The sequence below is a fragment of the Bacillus sp. CECT 9360 genome (genome assembly GCF_918741275.1).
Classification (GTDB): Bacteria; Bacillota; Bacilli; order Bacillales; family DSM-1321; genus Peribacillus.
In genome coordinates, this window is sequence record NZ_CAKKNA010000012.1 from 32,507 (window position 1) to 55,299 (window position 22,793).

Consider the following 22,793-nt stretch of genomic DNA (forward strand, 5'->3'; position numbering starts at 1 on the left):
CTGTTTATAATCTTAGCTAACGGCTATTGATTTTATGACTGAAATTTAATAGAATATTATATAATCTAATAATTGCAAAATGACGATGATAAGGATTAGTAACGATTTAGTTCCTGTACAGAGAGTTGGCGAATGGTGCAAGCCAACCGGGAGCAGTCGTGAACTCGCCTTTGAGTTTTAAGCATGAACCTTAGTAGTGCTTGACGTAGTTTCCACGTTACGGATTTTGAGTGGGGCGATTATCTTGTCGCCAATTTGGGTGGTACCGCGGGAAGATATACATAATCCTCTCGTCCCTTTTTGGGATGAGGGTTTTTTTTATTGGTTTCAACAACCGGAAATGCTTAAAGAAAAATAGGAGGAAAATACTATGAGTTTCGATCATCTGCAAATCGAAAAAAAGTGGCAAAAACATTGGGAGGATCATAAGACTTTCAAAACGAATGAAGAAAGGGGAAAACGCAAATTCTATGCGCTTGATATGTTTCCATACCCATCCGGTGCCGGTCTACATGTAGGACACCCGGAAGGCTATACGGCAAGCGATATATTATCTCGTATGAAGAGAATGCAAGGCTATAAAGTGCTTCACCCGATGGGCTGGGATGCATTCGGGCTGCCCGCAGAGCAGTATGCCTTAGACACGGGGAATGATCCGGCTGAATTCACACAGAAGAATATCAATACATTCAGGCGCCAAATCAAGTCGCTTGGTTTCTCCTATGATTGGGACCGTGAAATCAATACGACAGATCCAGATTATTATAAGTGGACCCAGTGGATTTTCTTAAAATTATATGAAAAAGGCCTCGCTTACATCGACGAAGTGCCGGTTAACTGGTGCCAGGCACTCGGGACGGTTTTGGCAAATGAAGAAGTCATCGATGGAAAAAGCGAGCGCGGGGGCCATCCGGTTGAACGCCGTCCAATGAAGCAATGGATGCTTAAGATTACGGCGTACGCAGACAGGTTGCTCGATGACCTGGAAGAGGTTGATTGGCCTGAAAGCATCAAGGATATGCAAAGAAACTGGATCGGCCGGTCTGAAGGTGCTGAAGTGACGTTTGCCATTGACGGACATGATGAATCCTTCACCGTATTCACGACTCGTCCTGACACACTATTTGGCGCAACGTATACCGTGCTTTCTCCCGAACATCCTTTTGTTGATAAAATAACGACCGAGGAACAAAAACGTGCGGTAGAGGAATATGTTCAAACCGTCAAAAATAAATCGGAGCTGGAACGGACTGATTTAGCAAAGGATAAAACAGGCGTATTCACCGGCGCTTATGCCATCAATCCAGTAAACGGGGAGAAAGTACCGATCTGGATTGCGGACTATGTGTTAATGAGCTATGGAACGGGAGCAATCATGGCGGTTCCGGCCCATGATGAACGGGATTATGAATTTGCGAAAAAATTTGGAATAGAAATCAAAGAAGTCGTTACAGGCGGAAACATCGAAACAGAACCGTATTCTGGTGACGGGGAGCATGTCAACTCAGGTTTCCTGGATGGAATGAAAAAAGAAGAAGCGATCAAAGCGATGATTGAATGGCTTGGTGAACAGGGCATCGGCAAAAAGAAAATTACCTACCGCCTACGCGATTGGCTTTTCAGCCGCCAGCGATACTGGGGTGAGCCGATTCCAATCATCCACTGGGAAGACGGCAGCGTGGAAGCTGTAAAACAAGAAGAGCTTCCGTTGCTTCTTCCGAAAACTACCGAAATCAAACCATCCGGCACAGGGGAATCACCACTGGCCAATATCGCGGATTGGGTAAACGTAACGGACGAAAACGGTCGTAAAGGGCGCCGCGAGACAAATACGATGCCGCAATGGGCAGGCAGCAGCTGGTATTTCCTGCGCTACATCGATCCGAAAAACTCCGAGAAAATCGCCGATTATGAAAAACTGAAAGAATGGCTTCCGGTTGATGTCTATATCGGCGGGGCAGAGCATGCTGTACTTCATTTATTGTATGCCCGTTTCTGGCATAAATTCTTATATGATATCGGCATTGTCCCTACGAAGGAACCTTTCCAGAAACTGTTTAACCAGGGGATGATTCTTGGGGGGAATAATGAAAAAATGAGCAAATCAAAAGGCAATGTCGTAAACCCTGATGAGGTTGTTGAAAGCCATGGCGCAGATACGCTTCGCCTTTATGAAATGTTCATGGGGCCATTGGATGCCTCGATTGCCTGGTCGACAAACGGCCTTGATGGATCTCGTCGCTTCCTTGACCGTGTATGGCGCTTATTCATTGAGGAAGATGGCTCACTTACCTCCAAAGTAGTCAATAACGATGACAGCGGCAAATTGGAAAAAGTGTATCATCAAACTGTGAAAAAAGTGACCGAGAACTATGAAGAGCTTAAGTTCAATACAGCCATTTCGCAGATGATGGTATTCATCAATGATGCCTATAAAGCGGATACGCTTCCGAAAGCATATATCGAAGGATTTACTAAATTGCTTTCCCCGGTAGCTCCTCATATTACCGAAGAGCTTTGGGAAAAGCTTGGCCATACAGAAAGCATCTCTTACGAAACATGGCCAGCTTATGACGAAGCAAAACTGATTGACAATGAAGTCGAAATCGTCATCCAAATCAATGGCAAAGTCAAAACGAAATTAATGGTGCCAACGGATATTACGAAAGAGCAGTTAGAGGAAATAGCAATGGATGATGACACAATCAAAGAACAAATTGACGGCAAAACCGTGCGCAAGGTAATTGCCGTACCGGGCAAGCTCGTCAATATTGTTGCAAACTAAATAGAAGCCTCCCTTATAATGAGGGAGGTTTTTGTGTGGAGTAAAAGTTTGGTGGAAGCGGTTGTTATTGCTATAATGAAAGGACGAAAATTTTAGATAATGAGGTGCCGATATGGAAGAGATCAAAACGATTACAACGGATGAATTAGAGGAAAAGCTGGAAGCAGGCGAAAAGCTCGAATTAGTGGATGTCCGCGAGGATGAAGAAGTGGAGTATGGGATGATCGAAGGAGCCAAGCACATCCGGATGGGTACGATTCCAGAGAATCTTGATTACTTCGACAAAGATAAGGAATATATTTTTATCTGCAGGTCAGGCAGCAGAAGCATGAATGTTTGTCACTACATGCAGGAGCAAGGCTATAAAGTGCGCAACATGGTTGGCGGCATGATGAATTGGGATGGCGAAGTGATTGTAAAATAATCCTGAATATGGAGGATATGCTCGGAATGTTGGATATGCCTAAGATTTGGGATATAACACGAATTTGAGATATACGCTCGGAGATTGGGATTTGCCTGAAACTTGAGAAATATGCCCGAGATTTGGGATATGCCCGAAATCTTAGATATATGCTCGAAAATTGAGATATATGACCGAGATTATGAATATATGCCCGAAAATTAAGATATATGCTCGGAATTTCAAATATATGACCGAAACCTGATTTATGTTCGACTTTTGAATAAAATTCAGGATTAGGGGCAACCCTGTTTCTAAAAGGGCAGGGAAAGCCATGATTCAAGTAAAACTTTTTGATTACGAGCATGAAAAGGATCTAGAGGAAGAGATGAATTCGTTTCTTGAAGACATCCGTGATAAGCAGATTGTCGATATTAAATACAATGTCGCGGCAACCGCTGAAGAGGAAGAAGAACAAATTTACTGCTTTAGTGCGATGATCATCTATAAAAAATAATGAAAGAAAACATTTCAATGATCGCGGTTGAAATGTTTTCTTTATGATTCTTTTATAGACCACCACCGGGTCCGCCAAACGGCCCCTTTAATGCTTCAGTTTTTGCTGATTCAACGTTGTCACTTTTTCCGTCAAACATATCAGGAGATTCGATTTTATTTTTTCGATTTAAATAAAGAACCAGGGCAATGACTACAAGCAGTGGTAAAAAAATAATCAGCCAAATCATACAATCATCTCCTTTTAAAATAGTATATTATAAATGTAAAAAACTGGTAACCCGAGAATTTGCAGCTAAGCAACTTTCTAGAAACCATTGTATACTTAGTACGGAAGTACGTTTTTTTAAATATTGGAGGTTATCTTTTAAAATGAAGGTTGTCAATAATATCACAGATTTAATCGGGGAAACACCTGTTGTCCGACTCAACAAGCTTGTCCCTGAAAATGCAGCGGATGTATATGTGAAACTCGAAATGTTTAATCCCTCAGGAAGTGTAAAGGATCGCGCGGCTTATAATATGATCAAGGTTGCTGAGGATGAAGGGCTGCTGGGTCCGGGAGATACGATCATTGAGCCGACGAGCGGCAATACGGGCATTGGTTTGGCCATGATTGCAGCGGCGAGAGGGTATCGGGCGATTTTGATTATGCCTGATAATATGACAAAAGAACGAATCAATATTTTAAAAGCTTATGGTGCGGAAGTTGTGCTGACGCCAAGCGACAAGAAAATGCCAGGAGCGATTGAAAAAGCTCTTGAGTTACAGCGTGAAATTCCGGGCAGTTTCATTCCCCAGCAGTTTGAAAACAAAGCAAATGCTGATATCCACCGGAGTACGACCGCTCTGGAAATCTTCGAGCAGATGGATGGACAGCTTGATGCCTTCGTGGCTACTGCTGGCACGGGAGGAACGATTACCGGAACGGGAGAAGCTTTAAAAGGGAAAATTCCTGGTTTATATATTGCCGTTGTTGAGCCAAAGGGGTCACCGGTATTGTCAGGAGGTAAGCCTGGTCCTCATAAACTGGTAGGCACGAGCCCTGGATTTGTTCCTATCATATTAAACACAGACGTCTATGACGAGATTATTCAAATAGCAGATGAGGAAGCTGTTGATACATTTAAAAGATTGGCGAGCGAAGAAGGAATATTTGTCGGCCCTTCAGCTGGAGCGGCTGTTTATGCCGCAATTGAAATTGCAAAACGTTTAGGAAAAGGCAAAAGAGTGCTTTGTATCGCACCGGATACGGGTGAGCGATATTTGAGTATGGATTTATAAGAAAAGCGCAAGCGCCCTGTTCAGCCCCGACCAGCATAACGCGCACCTCGTAGGAGGGCCAAGTAAGGACCCTCAGCTAAAATCCGTCACGTCCTGTGACGAACGCTGACGTCACCACATCCTGTGGAAGTCCGGAGAGGGGTGACTTATGACCTCGAGGGGCTGGGCTGCTTACGCTAGACATCAATACATGTTGAAAATTTTATACTTTTTTATCTTTTTTAAAAAAATAGCACGCGGACTGCGTGCTATTTTTCGTTCCGGCTGTATAAGGCTGCATTTTTCCCAGCAAGCCTGCCCGTGACAAGGGCGGAAGTAATGTTGTACCCGCCTGTATAGCCGTGTATGTCGAGAATTTCCCCGCAAAAATATAAACCGCCCATCAATTTAGAGCCCATTTCCTTTGGATGGATTTCCTTGACCGAAACGCCTCCACCGGTGACAAAAGCTTTCTCAAGTGGCTGAGTTCCGTTAACGGTAAATTGAAAGTCTTTGCAAAGCTCCGCGAACCTACGAAGTTTATCATGGGAAATAGTGCTCCCTTGTTCTTGAAGGTCGATATCGCTTCTCTCCAGAAGAAAATGAAGATACCTTTCCTGCAACATCCCTTTGAAAATGTTTTTTACAGCTTTTTTAGGTTCCGCCTTTATCTCTTTAATGATTTCCTGAAAAAGATCTTCCGTGTTCTTATCAGGCAGGGCATCAAGTTTCATCGTTACATGGGAAAGGTTCCACTTTTTCATCGCTTTCACGACGAATTGGCTGCACCGCAATACGGCGGGTCCCGATATTCCAAAATGGGTGAAGATCATGTCCATTGTATGAGTGATCAGCGGCTTGCCTTTAGGATTCAATACACTCAAAGAAATGTCCCTGAGTGATAGTCCTTGCAGTGTTTTCTGCTTAATGAAAGGTTCATCGCTTAACAGCGGTACTTCGGTAGGGAATAACTCTGTAATGGTATGTCCGGCTTTTTTCGCCCAAGCGTAGCCATCGCCGGTGGAGCCGGTATGCGGAACAGACTTGCCGCCAACTGCTACGACAACAGAATCTGTTTCAAAATAGTGGCCATCTTTTAAACGCACGCCGGTCGTTTTCCCGTTTTCATATGTTACGTCTGCAACAGGAGAATTTGTATAGACCGTAACCTTTAAATCCTTCATCCGGTTAATTAGTGCATCAACCACGCTTTGCGCCTTGTTGTTGACAGGAAACATCCGTCCGTGATCTTCTTCCTTTAATTCAATACCTAGCTTTTCGAAAAAGGCAATGATATCTTCATTGCTGAATTCCGAAAAAGCACTGTATAAAAAACGTCCGTTGCCAGGTATGTGTTTTATGATTTCGTCAATCGAGAGACGGTTCGTTACATTACACCGCCCCCCACCTGATATGGCAAGCTTTCTGCCAAGCTTTTCTCCTTTATCAATCAGAAGCACCTTTGCCCCTTTTTCTCCGGCCGCTATCGAAGCCATCAATCCGGAAGGGCCGCCGCCGATTACAATTACATCATATTTCATTTATATCACCGCTCTTATGTCATTTTCAGTCTCTTTATTATATAGGAAGTTATCAAAAATAAAAAATAGACAAGGCAATTTCCACTGATGAATAGTTAAATAGTATGATACTGGAAAAAGCAAATCAGGATAAATTATTACGATAGGCTCATAATTGTGGTAAGATTAAAAGCGTGCGAATGCAACTGAATGGTAGGAAGGGATTGTATGTCATCTAAGGTTTTAAGAGGGGCGTTTATATTAACCCTTGGTTCGGTATTATCTAAAGTTTTGGGTTTGTTATATGTCATTCCATTTGATGCATTGTTAGGCGAAAAAGGTGCCGGACTTTATTCATTTTCATATATTCCATATACAATCTTTATCAGTTTAGCAACGGCAGGGATGCCGCTTGCCGTATCAAAAACTGTTTCGAAATATAATGCGATTGAAGAGTATGCGGTCAGTCAAAAGTTGTTTAAATCCAGCTTAAAGCTGATGGTGGTTACGGGCTTTTTGGCCTTTTTGGTTATGTATGCGATGGCACCGGGATTGGCAAGTCTGGGCAGCTATGGCAAGTTTTCTGAAGAAGATTTGACGACGGTGATTCGGGCAGTCAGCTTTGCGCTAATCCTCGTGCCTGCCATGAGTATTATCCGCGGTTTTTTTCAAGGACATCAGGACATGAAGCCGACTGCTGTTTCGCAAGTTGTTGAACAGTTAGTCCGCATCATTTTCCTATTAAGCGGAGCGTTTGTCGTCTTAAAAGTTTTGGATGGCGATTTAGTAACAGCCGTCAGTGTCGCTACCTTTGCAGCGACTATTGGTGCAATAGGCGGCTTAGCTGTCCTTTTACTGTATTGGAAAAAACAAAAACCATATTTAAACCAGCTTTTAGCTAGAGATAAGGGAACAATGGATATTTCCTTGATCGAAATTTACAAGGAAATTTTTATTTCTTCTATCCCATTTATCTTTGTTGCCATTGCTATGCCGCTTTTCCAGTTCGTGGACAATATTACCTTTAGCAGGACAATGGCAGCCATCGGAATGGATAGGGACACGACGACCCGGGCCTTTGGTATTTTGAATTTTAATGCGCAAAAGCTTGTAGTCATTCCAATGACACTTGCTACTGCTTTTTCGATGGCGCTTGTACCATCTGTAACCAGTGCATATATGAACAACGATTCGAATGCATTCCGGCATCAGCTTGATCAAGCGTTTCAAATTTTATTATTCGTCACGATTCCTGCCGTTATAGGAATGGCGGTTTTGGCCGATCCTATTTATACTGCATTTTATGAACACAGCCAGCTCGGGGCTGATATCCTGGCAACATATGCACCAACTGCCATTTTATTTGCTTTATTCTCGGTATCAGCTGCCATCTTGCAAGGAATTAATCAGCAAAAATATACTGTGCTGGGATTGTTAGTAGGATTGTTAATTAAATTAAGTTTGAACATCCCATTGATCAAGCTGTTCGAAACGGCAGGTGCTGTTTATGCAACGACATTAGGCTATCTGGCTGCATGTTTGCTGAATTTATATTTCATTCATTTCTTCACCGAATATAGCTATAAGCTAGTTGTCAAAAGAACGATCTTGATTTTTATTTTCTCAGGGGCGATGGGGTTAGTCGTTTGGGGAATGGAGAGTCTTATGTCTCTAATGTTGGATTCTAAAGGCCGGTGGCAATCCATTTTATTTACCGCAATTTGCATATTAGTTGGCGGACTTGTATACACAGTTCTATCATTAAAGAGCACCCTGGCTTATAAGCTGTTCGGTAATCGTATCGAGAAGCTTCAAAGAAAATTAAAATTGAAAGTGTAAAACTTAAAAATATAGAAAGACCTTGTCTGCTTAGCATAGCAGCAAGGTTTTTTCATATCTGGGAGGGCCATATGAGAATTGACAAATTACTAGCCAATACAGGTTATGGCAGCAGGAAGGAAGTAAAAAAACTGCTGAAATCGGGCGCTGTCATAGTTAATGAAAAGGCATTAAAGGATGCGAAGGAGCATGTTGATCCTGATAAAGATCTGGTGACTGTGCATGGAGAGACAGTGGAATACAGGGAGTTTATCTATTTGATGATGAACAAGCCTCAGGGTGTCCTCTCGGCAACGGAAGACAAGTATCAAGAAACGGTGATTGACATTCTGGAGCCTGAAGATGCCGTTTTCGAACCATTTCCAGTAGGCCGCCTTGATAAGGATACGGAAGGATTATTATTGCTGACAAATGACGGACAGCTTGCACATCAGCTGTTATCTCCGAAAAAACACGTACCAAAAACGTATTTTGCTGTCATTGACGGAGAAGTCAACGCAGAAGATGTTCAATCCTTTAAAAATGGGGTTACCTTGGATGATGGCTATCAGACAAAACCAGGTGAACTGGAGATTCTTAAGTCCGGAATCCGCTCTGATATTAAGCTCACGATTACAGAAGGTAAGTTTCACCAGGTAAAGCGGATGTTTGAGGCCGTCGGGAAACAGGTCATATACTTACAGAGAATCTCAATGGGCAGCCTGCTGCTTGACGAAGAGTTGGAGCTAGGGCAATATCGGGAATTGACGGATGAGGAAATTGGAGCTCTTAAATCATACGGAAAAGAATAAAAATTGAGGCGGATCCCTTAAAAGGATTCGCCTCATCTCTTTTTAACAAAAGTTAGGTGGAGTTCTCTATGGTTTAAAGCAAGTTTTCTCTTTTTAAGATGATATTTTTACCCGTTTGTTGGTAGTTGTCCACAAACCTCGGCTCGGGCTTTTTACTAAGTCGTTATAAGCTAACACATTTAAATCGCGCTGTATCGTCCGGGGAGTGATGCCAAATTCATCTACAAGTTCTTGAGTTGAAACCGTACCGTTATCATTAATAAACATATAAACGGATTTAATACGGGTTAACATGCGATTAGTTGAAGGTTTCAAAAAATCACTCCTATTCATTTTTAACTCATTTCAAAAACGAAGTAAAAACAACCGATATCAGGAAGCGTTTCAGCTGCCTTATGTACTTGCTATACCACCCTGTAACTCCTCTGTAACCACTATGCTGTCATTGGCTTTATTTTACTCCTATAATATGTGAAATTCCACGGTAAATAACTGAATTTACAAAAGAATTGCAATATTTACCTTCCTGTGATATGTATATACAAAATTAACAAATCTAAAAACATATAAAGGGAGTTCGGATGATAGTTTGGACTATTTCAGGGCATTGCTTCCATGTCATGGCAAGGATATATACGAAGAGGTCATGCCTGATTTCGAAGATTTACTTTCTATGGTGAAAATCCATTAGAGTATTAAGTTTGGCCTGATCATTTATTTTCAAAACCATTGGGTAAATGAATAGAACGCCTGGATTTTTTTATTCAGGCGTCTCGAATTCTTGCTATTTATAAATTTAACAAATTCTGAAGGAATCCTATCATCTTCAAAATCCAAACAATATGGATAACAATTTTTTCTTTCTCGTTTTTTTCATTGGTCTTGATTGATCAAAAATCAGCAAATCAGCAGGCGGACTTTTCTTTATTTCTCTTTGTTTGTCCTCCAAAGCATCTAAGCGTTCATGCAGCCTCTGAACTTCTTGCTGAAGCTCCTCTATTTCACTCCGATGCTGTAATATTTGATAGAAGGCTACGCCGTCCGCCTTGTTATTCAATCTTCTCTCCAGCTCGTTCACATTGAATACCAGTTTTTCTATTGCGGGGTCGCTATTATTATGACTCTTAAGTGTTCCTTTGCGAATTTTCTTTTCGGTGACCGCGATATCCTGCAGAACCATTCCGCTGAATAGCTGTTCCTGTATCTGTTTTAATAGCTCAATGTCTCTTTCCGAAAACAAATAGTGGCCAAGATCATTGCGCTCCATATCCAAATGCAGCTCTTTTATCCAACGTTTTATGGTGCTCGGGGAAACGCCCAACAATTTTGCAACCGTACCTGTATTCATCCTATCACCCCTTGAAATACATATTCTCTCTTTCATGTATGTTTCCTGTTAGGGTGACAAAACAAGTGGCTGTTCGGCAAAGAATGTTTAAATAGAATCCTTTTTTGAAAAGTATGTCGACTTGCAATTTTCATGTATGTTTCCTGTTAGGGTGACAAAACAAGTGGCTGTTCGGCAAAGAATGTTTAAATAGAATCCTTTTTTGAAAAGTATGTCGACTTGCAATGGAATTCTGTACCATTTAATCCATTAAGACAGAGCCTTCCTCGCAAGCTTGACATCATTTTCGAGAAGCTTATTCAGGTCATACGCCGGATATAATCCCTTTTGGTACATATAATTGAAAATCCGTTCGTGGACTTTGACGGCCCCGTTCAACTGTTTTTTCAGCACTTCTCTTAGCATTGGTGTTGCTGTTTCGGTAATGGCGACAGCGTAGTTTCTTACACTGGATTTTGCAAAGGCGAGCAAATCACCTGCCAGAAAGCCGTCCCCATACATCCTATATTCATCTGATTCACCCGGTTTAGGGGCATATGGATAAAACTGAAGCAGTTCTTGTAAGTTTTTCTCGAGGTCCTGAATGGTTTGCAGGTAAATACGCTCCAATGCATCATCTTTAATTTCTTTTAAGCCCTTCTTAACCTTCATCAGACCGATTGAACTGAAAGCAACCAATTCATGAAGTTCAAGCGTTTCATGCCAGGCAAGTGTTCGTGGATTATGTTGGTTCATTTTCTTGTCTCCTTTTCATTTTTATCTCTTTACTGTATGAATCCAGAGAAAGAAAGGAGCTTCCCCCACTAATAAATTCACTCCGTTAATTACGCAGAGCGTTAATTTTAGCAAATAATGATAAACTAACATTAGATTATCCAAAGAATAGGAGTGTCGTTCGTGACTGAAATTAATTGGCGAAAAGAAGTAGAAAATCGGAAGGAAGATTTGCTCGAGGACACCCAAAACCTTCTTCGCATTAGAAGTGTTCTTGATGAAGAAAACACATCTCTCGAGGCACCGCTCGGCAAAGGGGTTAAGGAAGCGCTCGAATTTATGCTGCAGCTGGGTGAAAAGGACGGTTTTACGGCAAAGAATGTTGATCATATAGCAGGACATCTGGAAATGGGACAGGGCGATGAGTTGGTGGGCATCCTTTGTCATGTTGATGTGGTACCTGAGGGAGACGGCTGGAGCTCAGATCCTTATGGCGCGGAAATCAGGGACGGGAAAATCTTTGCGCGAGGCGCGATTGATGATAAAGGACCGACGATGGCGGCTTATTATGCGATGAAGATCATTAAAGAACTGGAACTGCCCCTAAACAAACGCGTCCGGATGATTATCGGGACAGATGAGGAGTCAGAATGGAGATGTGTCGACCGCTACTTTGAAACCGAAGAAATGCCGACTTTAGGCTTTGCTCCCGATGCGGATTTTCCGATCATCTACGCCGAAAAAGGAATCTGGGATTTTTCGATTACACAAAATTGGGATACGGCAAGTAGAGCCAAAGCGGAGCTGGATATTGTGGAATTCACCTCAGGCAGACGACGGAATATGGTACCTGATTACGCGATTGCCCGCCTGCATACACAAGCTAAACAGGAAGAAATCACACAACGATTCAAGACGTTCACCACAAAGCATTCGCTGAAAGGGAAAGCGACCATTGAGCATGATGATATCATCCTGGAGGTTGAAGGGGTTTCGGCTCATGGTATGGAACCGAACAATGGTGTCAACGCTGGATTATATTTGTCGGCGTTTTTATCAGGGCTTGCTCTCCCAAAGCCTGCTAAGGATTATTTTACTTTCGTTCATGATTACTTCTTCGGCGATTCGCGCGGAAACAAACTGGGTATTGCCTATTCGGATGAAACCACAGGCGATTTGACTCTAAACGCAGGAATACTTAGCTACTATAAAGAAAAAGGCGGAAGCATCTCCCTCTCTATGCGCTACCCGGTCACATATCAATGGGAAGAAGGCTACAAAGCCCTCGAAAGCATAGGAAACAAGCTTGGTTTTCAAATAGAATCCGACTCCAATTCTGAGCCGCACCATGTGAAAAGTGACAGCTTCCTGATTAAGGCGCTTCAAAGGGTGTACGAAGAAGCAACAGGAGAGAAAGCAGAACTGCTTTCCATCGGTGGCGGAACCTATGCGAGATCGCTTGAAGAAGGCGTTGCATTCGGGCCATTATTCCCTGGAAGCGAGGATATCGCACACCAAAAGGATGAATACATTGATATAGAGGATATGTTGAAGGCTGCGGCGATATACGCCCACGCTATTTATGAATTGGCAAAATAAGTACTTAAGGGAGAGATAAACAATGGAAAAAATGATTCTCAACGGTGAAATCACCTTGAAATCGGATATAAAGGTAGATTTAGATGATCGCGGCTACCAGTTTGGCGACGGGATTTACGAAGTAATCCGTGTATATAACGGAAAGCTCTTCACAAGCAGGGAGCATCTCAATCGTCTCATGACGAGCGCTGAGAGTATTTCGTTAAAAATATCCTTTACGGTGCCGGAAATTGAAGAGCAGCTCAAACAGTTGATTCAAGAAAATGGATTGGTAGATGGAACGATTTATATGCAATTTTCAAGGGGCATCTCGCCAAGGAATCATGCCTTCCCGGTTCCTGCCGTGGATCCGGTTTATGTAGCCTATACAAAGCCTTTAGGTTATTCCTCTGAATTAGCCGAAACGGGTGTAAAAACGATTTTGACAGAAGATATTCGCTGGCTAAGATGTGATATTAAAAGCTTAAATTTGCTCGGGAATATCCTCGCGAAACAAAAGGCAGCCGAAGCGGGTTGCTTTGAAGCGTTGCAGCACAGGGACGGGATCGTTACGGAAGGAAGTTCTTCCAACGTTTCAATTGTTGTGGATGGTAGAGTGAAAACACACCCGGCAACGAATTTGATCCTTAACGGAATATCGAGACAGGTAATGCTCAGGTCTTGCAAAGAAAATGGAATTCCTTTCTTAGAAGAGGCGTATACAGTAGATGAGCTTCTAAAAGCAGACGAAGTTTTCTTAACGGGGACAACAGTTGAGGTCCTTCCAATCATTGAGATTGATGGCAAATCCGTCGGTGACGGCACTCCAGGTCAAGTCACTAGGAAGCTTCAGCAATTGTTCCGAGATAAAGTAACAAAACAGTGCGGATCTAATTCATAAGAAAAAAACGAAATTCCTGTACAATCCTTGTGCGGGAATTTTAAACGGGGTATAAGAGGGCAAGATGTGTTTATGATAAGATAAAAAAGGAAGGGATAAACATGACTTCAAATACTCACTTTTTCTATGCATTGACATTGCCTGATGAAACGAAAGAATATATTTTCGAGATAACAGAGCAAATCAAACCGGATTTTCCTTTCAAAAAATGGCTTCATAAAGCTGATTATCATATCACCCTTAGCTTTCTAGGAAATGCACCTGACGATATGAAGCAAAAATCCATGTATCTCGTCAATGAAGCTTTGGAGGATGAAGCTTCCTTCCAGCTTGCGCTTTTTCAAATCGGCACTTTTGGCAGCAAAGAAATCCCAAGAATACTGTGGACCAGTGTGGCTGTTCAGGAAAGACTTTTTCAAATTCAGAAAAAAGTGTACAATGCTTGTCAAGAGGCTGGTTTTTCATTGGATAGAAAACCATTTAAACCGCATATTACCATAGCAAGAAAATACATAGATGAAAGACCTTTTTCCATTGAAGATCTTCAGATAAAAGCGGGCCTTGCGTCAAGAGGTCATTCCTTTTCCGCAACAGCGGTCACGCTTTATCAAACACATATCGGAGCTTCTCCGTCATATGAACCGGTTTTTACAATACCTCTGAAATAATATCAATGGATTTTTTATAAAATAGAGACTGGTGTGATAGCATGGGACAACTTATTAAATTGCAGGACTACATCTCCAGATATGAACAGGATATATATCGTTATCCGACACAGTTTGTCCGCTTGAAGCAGCAGCAATGGGAGAAGCTGAAGGCGGCCTACCTTGCAGGTGAATTGGAGCAATTGTATTCCCGTCCGGCAGCAGGGAATCTGGAAGAAGAATGGCTGCTCGATGAAAAACCGGATCTAAAGGAAAGAGTAAAAGGAATTTTTAAACGAAGCGAAAAGAGGGAGCCTCCTGAGGCGCAGGGGCATGAAATGCCCACCGCCTTGGTCCAGGAGGAAAATATATTTTCTCTGCAAATTTCATCAAGCGTAAACAGCCTTGAAGAATTAAAACAAACGTTTTTGAATCAACTAATCCGTTTTCAAATAAAATGGGGAAGTTCCACAATTCATGAGAAGTCATTTGTCGATCAGCCATTCTTTCTAGATGAAAAGCTTCGGTTCTTTTTGCAGCGTTTTCCTGATACTTTTCTATTATTATATAAACCTATTTTTCTATTAAAGAATGCTCCAGTCGAAGTGGAAGTTATTTTGCTAAGCCCGACCGATGCCTGGTGCATTACCTTCATTGAGGGAGAAGATGATGCGGCTTTTGTTGGCTCCAGTGAAAGATTCTGGGTAAAAAGACATCATCAGCATAAAGATAAAAAAATATTAAATCCATTGCTTGCCGTAAACCGAATGGAGAAAATTGTCGCCCAGCTTTTTTCACTTTATGACGTCACTTTGCCAATAAAAAAAGCAATCGTTTCGCGGAACGGATATATCGATTATCCTCTTGCACCTTTTGATGTGATGCTTCTTGATAAGCGTAAGTTCCCCGAATGGTTCAAGAAAATGAGGGAACTGTCTACTCCGTTAAAGCACCAGCAATTAAAAGCTGCTCAGGCTTTATTGGAGTATTGTCAAACGACATCGAGCAGACGGTTGGAATGGGACGTGGATCAGGGTGTTATCGTTGAAGACGATCAAATTTAATAAGGTTGAACAAGAGCAGGCTGGGGTAGCGGAGGATTTATATTTTATCATTAATCCGGTTGCGCAAAATAAAGGCAGCCTGAAGATCTGGCAGCAAATCGAAAAACAACTGCTTGCTAACAATATTGCTTATCATTCCTTTTATACCGAATATAAAGGACATGCAAAGCAGATCGCAAGTGAAATTCTCTCTAAAACAGACAAAGACACGATAATCGCAGCAGTAGGAGGCGACGGTACTCTCCATGAAGTCATGAACGGGGCTGCTGGCTATCCGCATGGAATTATTGCAAGTATTCCTGCTGGTTCTGGAAATGATTATGCCCGCGGAATTCAACGGACTAAAGGCTATATGGCGGCTTTATCGCTGATTTTAAACAGCAGTCCAAAGAAAATCAGGTGCGTTGATATCGGATATTTAGAGACGAATGAGACACAAGCAGCGTTTATTAACAGTTTTGGTATAGGGATAGATGCGGAAATTACATATGAAGTGAATCATTCAGCATGGAAAAGCCGGTTTAATGCTTTGAAGCTGGGAAAGCTGGTCTACATTTACTTTTTTCTGAAAAAGCTGCTTACTTACAAAAGAACCGATATGACTGTTGTAATCGACGGCACTGAGCATGTGTTTAAGAAGGTTTGGTTTATCGTCACGGCCAATCAGTCTTACTTCGGCGGCGGAATAAATATTTCACCCCATTCTGAGTATGATGACGGCCGGTTCAATTTAATAGCGGTTCATGACATTCCACATGTAAAACTTTTATTGGTCTTTATGACTGTATTCTGGGGCGGCCATTTGCGTCTGAAAAATGTAACATCCTTTGTCTGCAGGGAAGTGGAGATTACTTCTAAAAGCCCCGTCAAGATCCAGGCTGACGGCGAAATAGTCGGGGATTCTAGAGTGCAGGCTAAAATGTTGATGAAGAAGATAAGAATTTTTGCGAAAGAATCATAAAAGACTGTCCTTGTAGGAGCATTTTCCCATAAAAAAATCTTGATTTGACTTGACTAAGAAACGACTTTTCCACTAAAATTTAATAAGATGGCTATTGTGGCTGTCTTTTTTATTTTAGTTTTGTTTTTCATAGGAGAAAAGGCAGTATAACTTTTTTACTTTGATAGTTGTCTAGCTACAGCGCCCAGCCCCTCGGACTTGCACAGGATGTGCTGGCGTCGGCGTTCGTCACATGGACGTGGCGGGCCTTAGCCGACGTTCCTCTAAACGGGTCAGAACGACGAAGACATAACGATGTGGCGATCTTAGTCGTTCTTCCTTCTATGCAAGGGCGCTTCCGCTTTTCATGGTACTTTTTAAGAAATTGAAGGTGAACACACTTTGGAACATTTATTAGGTCATGAGTGGGAAATAGTTCCCGCTGGAGGAGCTACAGGAGAAGCCTTCATCGCCCTTAAAGATAATGAACAAAAACTTTTTCTGAAACGAAACTCATCCCCATTTCTCGCGGTTTTGTCAGCGGAAGGCATCGTCCCCAAGCTTGTATGGACAAAACGTCTGGAAAACGGGGATGTGATAACGGCACAGCATTGGTTGAATGGGAGAGAGCTTTCCCACCAGGAAATGAATGAGGAGAGAGTCGCAAAGCTTTTGCGAAAGATCCATAGATCCCAACCATTGCTGACGATGCTGAAAAGATTAGGAAAGTCCCCTTTAAGGCCTGAAAGCATATTGACACAACTAGAAACCAGCCTTGACCATGATATCGTTCAGCTCCCGGTGGTATATGAGGCCATCGCTTTTTTGCAAAATAACCTATTGCTGATCGAATGTGAAGAAAAAGTTGTCTGCCATGGTGATGTGAATCATAATAATTGGCTCATGACAAAAGAAGAAGAATTGTTCTTGATTGATTGGGATGGCGCTATTATTGGCGATCCTGCGATTGATCTGGGAGTCTTGCTTTATTCATATATACCAAAGGACGATTGGCGCGCATGGTTGAGCCAGTATGGCATGACCCTCGATGCAAGTCTTGAAATGCGGATGAAATGGCATGTGATTGCTCAATCATTGTCTTCCATTCAGTGGCATAAAGATAAGAATCGCCTTGAGGAAATGAATCGGCTGATTCAAAACATTACTTCCATTCTAAAAAATTGATCATGAAAACTGGTCGATATCATCAATCCATGTGTTCAACTGGTTTTGGTGTGAAGTAATATGAGCATCCAGATTGGATGAATTGATTCCATTCTGGCTGTACCGATAAATTTCTTCCAAGACCGTTTTTACATTTTGATTAATATCTGCGTTAACCATCAACGATTTTACGAGCCGTTCCACCTGCTCGCATTCAGAAACCGATCCACAACAGTCACTTTGATGATTGCTTAATATATCCTTTAATAAGGAAACTTGATTTTCATGAGAAAGCGGCATATGCGCACACCCTTTCTTTGTTTGTAGGATTTCTTGTTATAGTGTGTTTTGCGCGCGCATTTATACGTTGAATTATTGAATAAAACCGTTTTTGATGTAAAAGATATAGGTAAATAGAGGTGCCATCGATGCGTTTAAGAAATAAGCCCTGGGCTGAAGAAAGATTAAAGGAATATCCAAATTATTTGATCCAGCAGCCCGATAGCCACAAAGGGAAATGGAAAGAAGTATTTGCGAATGATCATCCGCTTTATATAGAGGTAGGAACAGGGAAGGGTCGTTTTATCACAGAAATGGCCAAAGCCCATCCTGATGTTAATTTTATTGGCATCGAACTGGCGAAAAATGTCATCGTGTCAGCACTCGATCGGCTTATAGAAGCTGAGTTGCCAAATGTAAAGTTAATGAATGTGAATGCCAATGATTTGCGTGATTTTTTCGGCAAAGGTGATGTTTCACGGGTTTATCTAAACTTTTCTGACCCATGGCCAAAAAAACGCCATGAAAAGCGCAGGCTGACATACGAGACCTTCTTGCAGGTGTATGAAGATATTCTTCCGGATAACGGTGAGATTCATTTTAAAACGGATAATCAGGGGTTATTTGAATCTTCGCTCATGAGTATTTCGCGATACGGCATGCTACTGACATATGTAAGCCTTGATTTGCACAACAGTGATTTTGAGGGAAATATCATGACCGAATACGAAGAAAGATTCTCACAAAAAGGAAACAGAATCTATCGGCTTGAAGCACAATTTAAGTCAATGTCCCAATTAAAAAACAGGCTGCCCTATTAGGTCAGCCTGTTAACTATATTCAGCCTTTTTTGGTGAGATTGATAATCGTCCCGGTAGTAGCGTCGGCGATAAATTCAAATTGTTCCGGTTTCCCGTTTTCATGGCGGGTGATCCCGCCTTTATACACTTGATAATTCAAATCGAACTTCTGATAATTTTCCGGCTTCATAAGAATCCAGGAGCCATATATTTTTCCATCTTTTTTGACAGCTGACTTTACGTTTTCCAGCACTTTTTCAGGAGAAGGACCACCTGTTTGTTCCACTACTTGTTTCGTCACATATCCCGCGGCAAAGCCAGCTGCAGCACCTAGAAGCAAGGTTCTTATCTTCATACTGTTCCCCTCCAAATTGAAATTTGAATAATCTTCTTATAGTATACAAAAGAATAAACGGAATGCCTAATAATCACAACACTCTTCTCAAGATCAAACGTAAAACAGGCAAGCATTCATATGGTAACTCATCATATATTTCTGTAGAATAGGAATTGTGTGAAAATTGACTGGATAAAGGGGTAGTGAGATGGATCAGGAAACTTTATCACTGTTTAAGACTTTAACTGAATTGCCTGGTGCACCCGGAAATGAACATGCTGTTAGGAAGTTTATGCGTTCAGAGCTTAATAAATATTCGGATGAGCTCGTACAGGACAATTTGGGCAGCATTTTTGGTGTGAAAAAAGGAAGTGCTGATGGACCACGGGTTCTTGTTGCCGGACATATGGACGAAGTAGGTTTTATGGTGACATCGATAACAGAGAACGGAATGATTCGCTTTCAACCTCTTGGTGGCTGGTGGAGCCAGGTAATGCTTGCGCAAAGAGTGCAGATTATAACTGAAAATGGCCCTGTTATCGGCGTGATCGGTTCCACTCCCCTGCATTTGCTTGCAGAAGCCCAGCGCTCCAAGCCAATGGAAATGAAACATATGCTAATCGACATCGGTGCCGACGATCAGGAGGATGTGAAAAGGATCGGAGTGAGACCAGGTCAACAAATTGTCCCGCTTACACCGTTTACTCCGATGGCAAATGAGAAAAAAATCCTTGCCAAAGCATGGGACAATCGCTACGGCTGCGGTCTGGCCATTGAGTTGTTAAAGGATTTGAAGGATGAAACATTGCCAAACACCTTATATTCGGGCGCAACCGTTCAGGAGGAAGTCGGTTTAAGAGGAGCCCAAACAGCGGCTTTCATGGTAAAACCGGATATATTCTTTGCAGTTGACGCTAGTCCGGCAAATGATATGTCGGGGAATAAATCGGAATTTGGCCAGCTTGGAAAAGGAGCGTTATTACGGATACTTGACCGGTCGATGGTGACTCATAAAGGCATGCGCGAATTTATTCTGGATACTGCTGAATCCAATAACATTCCCTATCAATATTTTGTTTCCCAGGGTGGCACGGATGCTGGAAAAGTACATATCGCTGGCGAAGGAGTACCTAGTGGTGTCATCGGAATTTGTTCCCGATATATCCATACGCATGCTTCCATGATTCATGTCGATGATTATGCTGCAGCTCGCGAGCTACTTGGCAAGCTTGTAAGAGCATGTGATAAAACAACGGTGGCAAGCATTAAGGACAATGGTTAACATTCGGAGGGAGACAATCTTGAAAGTTGCAATTGGAAGCAAGAACCCGGCGAAGACGCAGGCTGTCATGGATGCATATGGCCAGTCTGCAGAGGTCATTTCGCTAGATGTTCCATCAGGAGTCGCTGACCAGCCTTTCTCTGATGAGGAAACGATTGAAGGAGCGGGTAACCGTGCAAAAAATTGTTTGAAACAAAGCGACGCTGTGATTGGCATCGGCCTTGAAGGAGGAGTTGTCCAAACCGAATATGGTTTATTTGTCTGCAATTGGGGAGCATTGGCTGACCGGGATGGGACCATCGTGATTGCCGGTGGTGCCAGGGTCCGACTGCCCGATAATATCTCCCAAAGGTTGATTGCAGGTGAGGAGCTGGGACCTGTTATGGACGATTTCACAAAAAAGCAAAACATCCGAAAAAAGGAAGGGGCCATCGGTGTCTTTACAAATGAACGGGTTACGCGTGCTGAAATGTTTCAACACATTATGAAAATGCTTATCGGTCAATATGAATATAACGAGAAATGCATGAAAAATCCTTGTCATACACTTTAAGCGACAAGGATTTTTATTTTATTTTTCAAAAATGTAAGATAAAACCTTTAAAGTCTGGTTTACAGATTCAACAGTCACGCTCGCTTTACCTGATAATTCTTTAAGCGGATGGTGCAATTCCTCAGGACGGATCAAGATAAGCGGTTTTCCGTGAGATATGGCCGCACTCGCATCCATTGCTGTATTCCATTGCTTATACTTCTCCCCGAACAAAGCAATGACAAGGTCTGACTTCTTTAAGAGCAGCTCAGTACGCAGATTATTGATGCTTGAAGCTGCAGCGTCCTTCAATATACTGGAAGACTGAGGGCCTAAGATTTCCTCTCCGACAATATCCGAACGTTCATGGTTTTCCATCGGGCCGACAAATTCGAGCGGAAGCTGCAAAGCCTCGCTTTTTTCCTTCAGTTCATTTCGCCAAGCCGTGTGAATTTCACCTGCCAAATAAACGATCATTTTCATACTGTCGCCTCCAAACTAATATGTTGTTACTTAGTTTAGTATAATCACCATTAAATTGCATTTTATTTGGTCTGTGCTTATTTGTTTGGTATTATCAAAATAGCATTGGACAACACTAGCTTTTAACGATTGATGATAGATATACGATGGAGGAGAATGATTTATGAAACAGTTGGAATCAGAAGCGCAATATGATGAACTGAAAAACGCCGGTAAACATATCTTTTTATTTTCGGCAAATTGGTGCCCGGATTGCCGAGTAATTGAACCACTCCTGCCTGAGGTTGAACAGAAATATCCGGAATACGCTTTTATTCATGTAGACCGGGACGAATTCATCGATATTTGCGCGGCAAATGATGTTTTTGGAATTCCGAGTTTCATTGCCTATGAAGATGGTAAAGAATTAGGCCGATTTGTCAGCAAGGACCGTAAGACGCAACAGGAGATTGAAAATTTTATTCAATCGCTGTAATTAGAGCTTAGGAATTTTATAAATGTGATAATCGAGCAGAAATTATGATGATCGAGCGGCAAATCCGGGCATCGAGCAGAAATTGTGATGATCGAGCACAAATCCGGGTAATCGAGCAGAAAATATGATAATCGAGCACAAATCCGAATAATCGAGCAGAAATTGTGATGATCGAGCACAAATTCGGATATCGAGCAGAAATCCAAATAATCTACCAGAAATAATAATTATTACCCCCATCCATGGATGGGGGCAATTTATTCTCAGGAGCAGAGGGGGGAGCTAGAATGAAAATGGATGGAAGGAAAATGAAGGACATGCTGAAGCAACGAATTGGTTCGGATAATCGGACATTTAGCTTCGATAGCAAGAAAGATGTTCTTCGTATAGAAAACACCACAACAGGAAAAGGGATATCCATCGAATTGGCAGGGATTATCGCAAAGTGGGAAACACTTAAGGAAAAAGCAGTCGATGAAGTCGTCTATTACGTGGAAGAGGCGTTGAACGTAATGGGGGAAGAGCATACATTGGAAGGCCGCGAAAAACAAATTTATCCTGTTATAAGATCTACATCATTTCCGGAAGAGGCTGCGGAAGGGAACCGGTTTTTCTTCGATGAGCATACAGCGGAGACAAGAATTTATTATGCACTGGACCTAGGAAATACGTACCGCCTGATAGACGAGGAGCTGTTAAAGAAAGAAAATTGGGACACTGAACGGATTCGCCAGGTAGCGCGCTTCAACGTCCGCTCTCTTGCCACGTCGGTAAAGGCAGATACGGTGGCAGAAAATACATTTTACTTTCTGAATACAAACGACGGATATGATGCAAGCAGAATTCTAAATGAAGCATGGTTGAGAGAGATGAAAGGCAAAATGAAGGGCACGATGGCAATCGCCATTCCCCATCAGGATGTCATCATTATCGCGGATGTCGAAAACGATACGGGCTATGATATATTGGCGCAAATGGCGATGAGCTTTTTTGCAAGCGGACATGTTCCGATCACTGCATTGTCTTTCCTTTATGAAGAAGATGGACTTGAGCCGATCTTCATATTGGGGAAAAATAAGAAACGCGAGCAATAATTCTTAGGTAGCAATAAAGCCGGAGTTGAATTTTCATG

At 42.2% G+C, this 22,793-nt stretch carries 25 protein-coding genes and 1 other annotated feature; of the genes, 17 read left to right on the forward strand and 8 right to left on the reverse strand.

The window, feature by feature from the left end; genetic code table 11:
* Positions 1 to 76 precede the first annotated feature (76 nt).
* Positions 77 to 301: a binding site (T-box leader), on the forward strand.
* A 69-nt stretch (positions 302 to 370) separates the two neighbouring features.
* The 3 genes from leuS to LQ216_RS15240 all read left to right on the forward strand — a co-directional run bounded on the left by leuS (position 371) and on the right by LQ216_RS15240 (position 3,705).
* Positions 371 to 2,785 carry a leucine--tRNA ligase gene (leuS, locus tag LQ216_RS15230; protein WP_230130323.1) on the forward strand — a complete coding sequence of 805 codons (2,415 nt, stop codon included), beginning with the start codon at positions 371 to 373 and terminating at the stop codon, positions 2,783 to 2,785.
* 112 nt (positions 2,786 to 2,897) lie between these two features.
* Positions 2,898 to 3,209, forward strand: coding sequence for a rhodanese-like domain-containing protein (locus LQ216_RS15235; RefSeq protein WP_230130324.1), 312 nt, complete (start codon positions 2,898 to 2,900; stop codon positions 3,207 to 3,209).
* 313 nt (positions 3,210 to 3,522) lie between these two features.
* The gene (locus LQ216_RS15240) at positions 3,523 to 3,705 is read left to right on the forward strand and encodes a sporulation protein Cse60 (RefSeq protein ID WP_117304258.1); all 183 of its coding nucleotides are present in this window, start codon (positions 3,523 to 3,525) and stop codon (positions 3,703 to 3,705) included.
* A gap of 52 nt (positions 3,706 to 3,757) precedes the next feature.
* On the opposite strand, the gene LQ216_RS15245 is transcribed toward LQ216_RS15240, so the two are convergent.
* On the reverse strand, positions 3,758 to 3,934 hold the full coding sequence (locus LQ216_RS15245) for a hypothetical protein (RefSeq protein ID WP_230130325.1): 177 nt from the start codon (positions 3,932 to 3,934) through the stop codon (positions 3,758 to 3,760).
* Positions 3,935 to 4,076: 142 nt separating this feature from the next.
* On the opposite strand from LQ216_RS15245, the gene cysK reads away from it, so the two are divergent.
* Positions 4,077 to 4,988 (forward strand): cysteine synthase A, encoded by a 912-nt coding sequence (gene cysK, locus LQ216_RS15250; protein ID WP_230130326.1) that lies wholly within the window; start codon positions 4,077 to 4,079, stop codon positions 4,986 to 4,988.
* A gap of 248 nt (positions 4,989 to 5,236) precedes the next feature.
* Here cysK and LQ216_RS15255 read toward each other — a convergent pair whose 3' ends face one another.
* Positions 5,237 to 6,508: an NAD(P)/FAD-dependent oxidoreductase gene (locus tag LQ216_RS15255; RefSeq protein ID WP_230130327.1), complete on the reverse strand. Its 1,272-nt coding sequence runs from the start codon at positions 6,506 to 6,508 to the stop codon at positions 5,237 to 5,239.
* Positions 6,509 to 6,715: 207 nt separating this feature from the next.
* On the opposite strand from LQ216_RS15255, the gene LQ216_RS15260 reads away from it, so the two are divergent.
* On the forward strand, positions 6,716 to 8,326 hold the full coding sequence (locus LQ216_RS15260; protein ID WP_230130328.1) for a polysaccharide biosynthesis protein: 1,611 nt from the start codon (positions 6,716 to 6,718) through the stop codon (positions 8,324 to 8,326).
* A 71-nt stretch (positions 8,327 to 8,397) separates the two neighbouring features.
* On the forward strand, positions 8,398 to 9,117 hold the full coding sequence (locus tag LQ216_RS15265) for a pseudouridine synthase (protein WP_230130329.1): 720 nt from the start codon (positions 8,398 to 8,400) through the stop codon (positions 9,115 to 9,117).
* Between the two features lie 93 nt (positions 9,118 to 9,210).
* Here the strand turns inward: LQ216_RS15265 and LQ216_RS15270 are convergent, their stop codons facing one another.
* From LQ216_RS15270 to LQ216_RS15280, 3 genes are all read right to left on the reverse strand, one after another.
* Positions 9,211 to 9,432, reverse strand: a complete 222-nt coding sequence (locus LQ216_RS15270; RefSeq protein ID WP_230130330.1) for a DeoR family transcriptional regulator — start codon at positions 9,430 to 9,432, stop codon at positions 9,211 to 9,213.
* Between the two features lie 511 nt (positions 9,433 to 9,943).
* On the reverse strand, positions 9,944 to 10,465 hold the full coding sequence (locus LQ216_RS15275) for a MerR family transcriptional regulator (protein ID WP_230130331.1): 522 nt from the start codon (positions 10,463 to 10,465) through the stop codon (positions 9,944 to 9,946).
* A gap of 249 nt (positions 10,466 to 10,714) precedes the next feature.
* The gene (locus tag LQ216_RS15280; RefSeq protein ID WP_230130332.1) at positions 10,715 to 11,200 is read right to left on the reverse strand and encodes a spore coat protein; all 486 of its coding nucleotides are present in this window, start codon (positions 11,198 to 11,200) and stop codon (positions 10,715 to 10,717) included.
* A 162-nt stretch (positions 11,201 to 11,362) separates the two neighbouring features.
* Here LQ216_RS15280 and pepV point away from each other — a divergent pair, with 162 nt between their 5' ends.
* From pepV to LQ216_RS15310, 6 genes are all read left to right on the forward strand, one after another.
* Positions 11,363 to 12,778, forward strand: a complete 1,416-nt coding sequence (gene pepV, locus LQ216_RS15285) for a dipeptidase PepV (protein ID WP_230130333.1) — start codon at positions 11,363 to 11,365, stop codon at positions 12,776 to 12,778.
* Between the two features lie 22 nt (positions 12,779 to 12,800).
* Entirely contained in the window at positions 12,801 to 13,658 is an 858-nt protein-coding gene (gene dat, locus LQ216_RS15290) for a D-amino-acid transaminase (RefSeq protein WP_230130334.1), read from the forward strand.
* Between the two features lie 101 nt (positions 13,659 to 13,759).
* The gene (gene thpR, locus LQ216_RS15295; RefSeq protein WP_230130335.1) at positions 13,760 to 14,326 is read left to right on the forward strand and encodes an RNA 2',3'-cyclic phosphodiesterase; all 567 of its coding nucleotides are present in this window, start codon (positions 13,760 to 13,762) and stop codon (positions 14,324 to 14,326) included.
* A 41-nt stretch (positions 14,327 to 14,367) separates the two neighbouring features.
* Positions 14,368 to 15,369: an NERD domain-containing protein gene (locus tag LQ216_RS15300; protein ID WP_230130336.1), complete on the forward strand. Its 1,002-nt coding sequence runs from the start codon at positions 14,368 to 14,370 to the stop codon at positions 15,367 to 15,369.
* Positions 15,350 to 16,330: a diacylglycerol kinase family protein gene (locus LQ216_RS15305; protein WP_230130337.1), complete on the forward strand. Its 981-nt coding sequence runs from the start codon at positions 15,350 to 15,352 to the stop codon at positions 16,328 to 16,330. Before LQ216_RS15300 ends, LQ216_RS15305 begins: the two co-directional genes overlap by 20 nt.
* 381 nt (positions 16,331 to 16,711) lie before the next feature.
* A complete protein-coding gene (locus LQ216_RS15310; protein ID WP_230130338.1) occupies positions 16,712 to 17,494 on the forward strand; it encodes a phosphotransferase family protein in 783 nt (260 codons plus the stop codon).
* Here LQ216_RS15310 and LQ216_RS15315 read toward each other — a convergent pair whose 3' ends face one another.
* On the reverse strand, positions 17,495 to 17,773 hold the full coding sequence (locus LQ216_RS15315; RefSeq protein WP_230130339.1) for a YtzH-like family protein: 279 nt from the start codon (positions 17,771 to 17,773) through the stop codon (positions 17,495 to 17,497).
* Positions 17,774 to 17,901: 128 nt separating this feature from the next.
* Here LQ216_RS15315 and trmB point away from each other — a divergent pair, with 128 nt between their 5' ends.
* Positions 17,902 to 18,573 carry a tRNA (guanosine(46)-N7)-methyltransferase TrmB gene (gene trmB, locus LQ216_RS15320; protein ID WP_230130340.1) on the forward strand — a complete coding sequence of 224 codons (672 nt, stop codon included), beginning with the start codon at positions 17,902 to 17,904 and terminating at the stop codon, positions 18,571 to 18,573.
* 19 nt (positions 18,574 to 18,592) lie between these two features.
* Here trmB and LQ216_RS15325 read toward each other — a convergent pair whose 3' ends face one another.
* The gene (locus tag LQ216_RS15325) at positions 18,593 to 18,907 is read right to left on the reverse strand and encodes a PepSY domain-containing protein (RefSeq protein WP_230130341.1); all 315 of its coding nucleotides are present in this window, start codon (positions 18,905 to 18,907) and stop codon (positions 18,593 to 18,595) included.
* A gap of 190 nt (positions 18,908 to 19,097) precedes the next feature.
* Here LQ216_RS15325 and LQ216_RS15330 point away from each other — a divergent pair, with 190 nt between their 5' ends.
* Together LQ216_RS15330 and LQ216_RS15335 are read left to right on the forward strand one after the other, a co-directional pair.
* Positions 19,098 to 20,171, forward strand: a complete 1,074-nt coding sequence (locus tag LQ216_RS15330) for a M42 family metallopeptidase (RefSeq protein ID WP_230130342.1) — start codon at positions 19,098 to 19,100, stop codon at positions 20,169 to 20,171.
* A gap of 19 nt (positions 20,172 to 20,190) precedes the next feature.
* Positions 20,191 to 20,724, forward strand: coding sequence for a DUF84 family protein (locus LQ216_RS15335; RefSeq protein WP_230130343.1), 534 nt, complete (start codon positions 20,191 to 20,193; stop codon positions 20,722 to 20,724).
* Between the two features lie 18 nt (positions 20,725 to 20,742).
* On the opposite strand, the gene LQ216_RS15340 is transcribed toward LQ216_RS15335, so the two are convergent.
* Positions 20,743 to 21,186, reverse strand: a complete 444-nt coding sequence (locus LQ216_RS15340; protein WP_230130344.1) for a YtoQ family protein — start codon at positions 21,184 to 21,186, stop codon at positions 20,743 to 20,745.
* Positions 21,187 to 21,349: 163 nt separating this feature from the next.
* Here LQ216_RS15340 and LQ216_RS15345 point away from each other — a divergent pair, with 163 nt between their 5' ends.
* Together LQ216_RS15345 and LQ216_RS15350 are read left to right on the forward strand one after the other, a co-directional pair.
* Entirely contained in the window at positions 21,350 to 21,661 is a 312-nt protein-coding gene (locus tag LQ216_RS15345; protein ID WP_230130345.1) for a thioredoxin family protein, read from the forward strand.
* 287 nt (positions 21,662 to 21,948) lie between these two features.
* Positions 21,949 to 22,755: a DUF1444 domain-containing protein gene (locus LQ216_RS15350; RefSeq protein ID WP_230130346.1), complete on the forward strand. Its 807-nt coding sequence runs from the start codon at positions 21,949 to 21,951 to the stop codon at positions 22,753 to 22,755.
* Positions 22,756 to 22,793 lie beyond the last annotated feature (38 nt).

What these genes read in the sequence shown, in the direction of transcription:
- LQ216_RS15350 (WP_230130346.1), top strand. Translation starts at nt 21,949, where the DNA reads ATGAAAATGGATGGAAGGAAAATGAAGGACATGCTGAAGCAACGAATT.
- dat (WP_230130334.1), top strand. Translation starts at nt 12,801, where the DNA reads ATGGAAAAAATGATTCTCAACGGTGAAATCACCTTGAAATCGGATATA.
- LQ216_RS15315 (WP_230130339.1), bottom strand. Translation starts at nt 17,773, where the DNA reads ATGCCGCTTTCTCATGAAAATCAAGTTTCCTTATTAAAGGATATATTA.
- LQ216_RS15240 (WP_117304258.1), top strand. Translation starts at nt 3,523, where the DNA reads ATGATTCAAGTAAAACTTTTTGATTACGAGCATGAAAAGGATCTAGAG.
- cysK (WP_230130326.1), top strand. Translation starts at nt 4,077, where the DNA reads ATGAAGGTTGTCAATAATATCACAGATTTAATCGGGGAAACACCTGTT.
- LQ216_RS15330 (WP_230130342.1), top strand. Translation starts at nt 19,098, where the DNA reads ATGGATCAGGAAACTTTATCACTGTTTAAGACTTTAACTGAATTGCCT.
- LQ216_RS15325 (WP_230130341.1), bottom strand. Translation starts at nt 18,907, where the DNA reads ATGAAGATAAGAACCTTGCTTCTAGGTGCTGCAGCTGGCTTTGCCGCG.
- LQ216_RS15300 (WP_230130336.1), top strand. Translation starts at nt 14,368, where the DNA reads ATGGGACAACTTATTAAATTGCAGGACTACATCTCCAGATATGAACAG.
- thpR (WP_230130335.1), top strand. Translation starts at nt 13,760, where the DNA reads ATGACTTCAAATACTCACTTTTTCTATGCATTGACATTGCCTGATGAA.
- trmB (WP_230130340.1), top strand. Translation starts at nt 17,902, where the DNA reads ATGCGTTTAAGAAATAAGCCCTGGGCTGAAGAAAGATTAAAGGAATAT.
- LQ216_RS15340 (WP_230130344.1), bottom strand. Translation starts at nt 21,186, where the DNA reads ATGAAAATGATCGTTTATTTGGCAGGTGAAATTCACACGGCTTGGCGA.
- LQ216_RS15235 (WP_230130324.1), top strand. Translation starts at nt 2,898, where the DNA reads ATGGAAGAGATCAAAACGATTACAACGGATGAATTAGAGGAAAAGCTG.
- LQ216_RS15280 (WP_230130332.1), bottom strand. Translation starts at nt 11,200, where the DNA reads ATGAACCAACATAATCCACGAACACTTGCCTGGCATGAAACGCTTGAA.
- LQ216_RS15345 (WP_230130345.1), top strand. Translation starts at nt 21,350, where the DNA reads ATGAAACAGTTGGAATCAGAAGCGCAATATGATGAACTGAAAAACGCC.
- leuS (WP_230130323.1), top strand. Translation starts at nt 371, where the DNA reads ATGAGTTTCGATCATCTGCAAATCGAAAAAAAGTGGCAAAAACATTGG.
- LQ216_RS15255 (WP_230130327.1), bottom strand. Translation starts at nt 6,508, where the DNA reads ATGAAATATGATGTAATTGTAATCGGCGGCGGCCCTTCCGGATTGATG.
- LQ216_RS15265 (WP_230130329.1), top strand. Translation starts at nt 8,398, where the DNA reads ATGAGAATTGACAAATTACTAGCCAATACAGGTTATGGCAGCAGGAAG.
- LQ216_RS15245 (WP_230130325.1), bottom strand. Translation starts at nt 3,934, where the DNA reads ATGATTTGGCTGATTATTTTTTTACCACTGCTTGTAGTCATTGCCCTG.
- LQ216_RS15275 (WP_230130331.1), bottom strand. Translation starts at nt 10,465, where the DNA reads ATGAATACAGGTACGGTTGCAAAATTGTTGGGCGTTTCCCCGAGCACC.
- LQ216_RS15260 (WP_230130328.1), top strand. Translation starts at nt 6,716, where the DNA reads ATGTCATCTAAGGTTTTAAGAGGGGCGTTTATATTAACCCTTGGTTCG.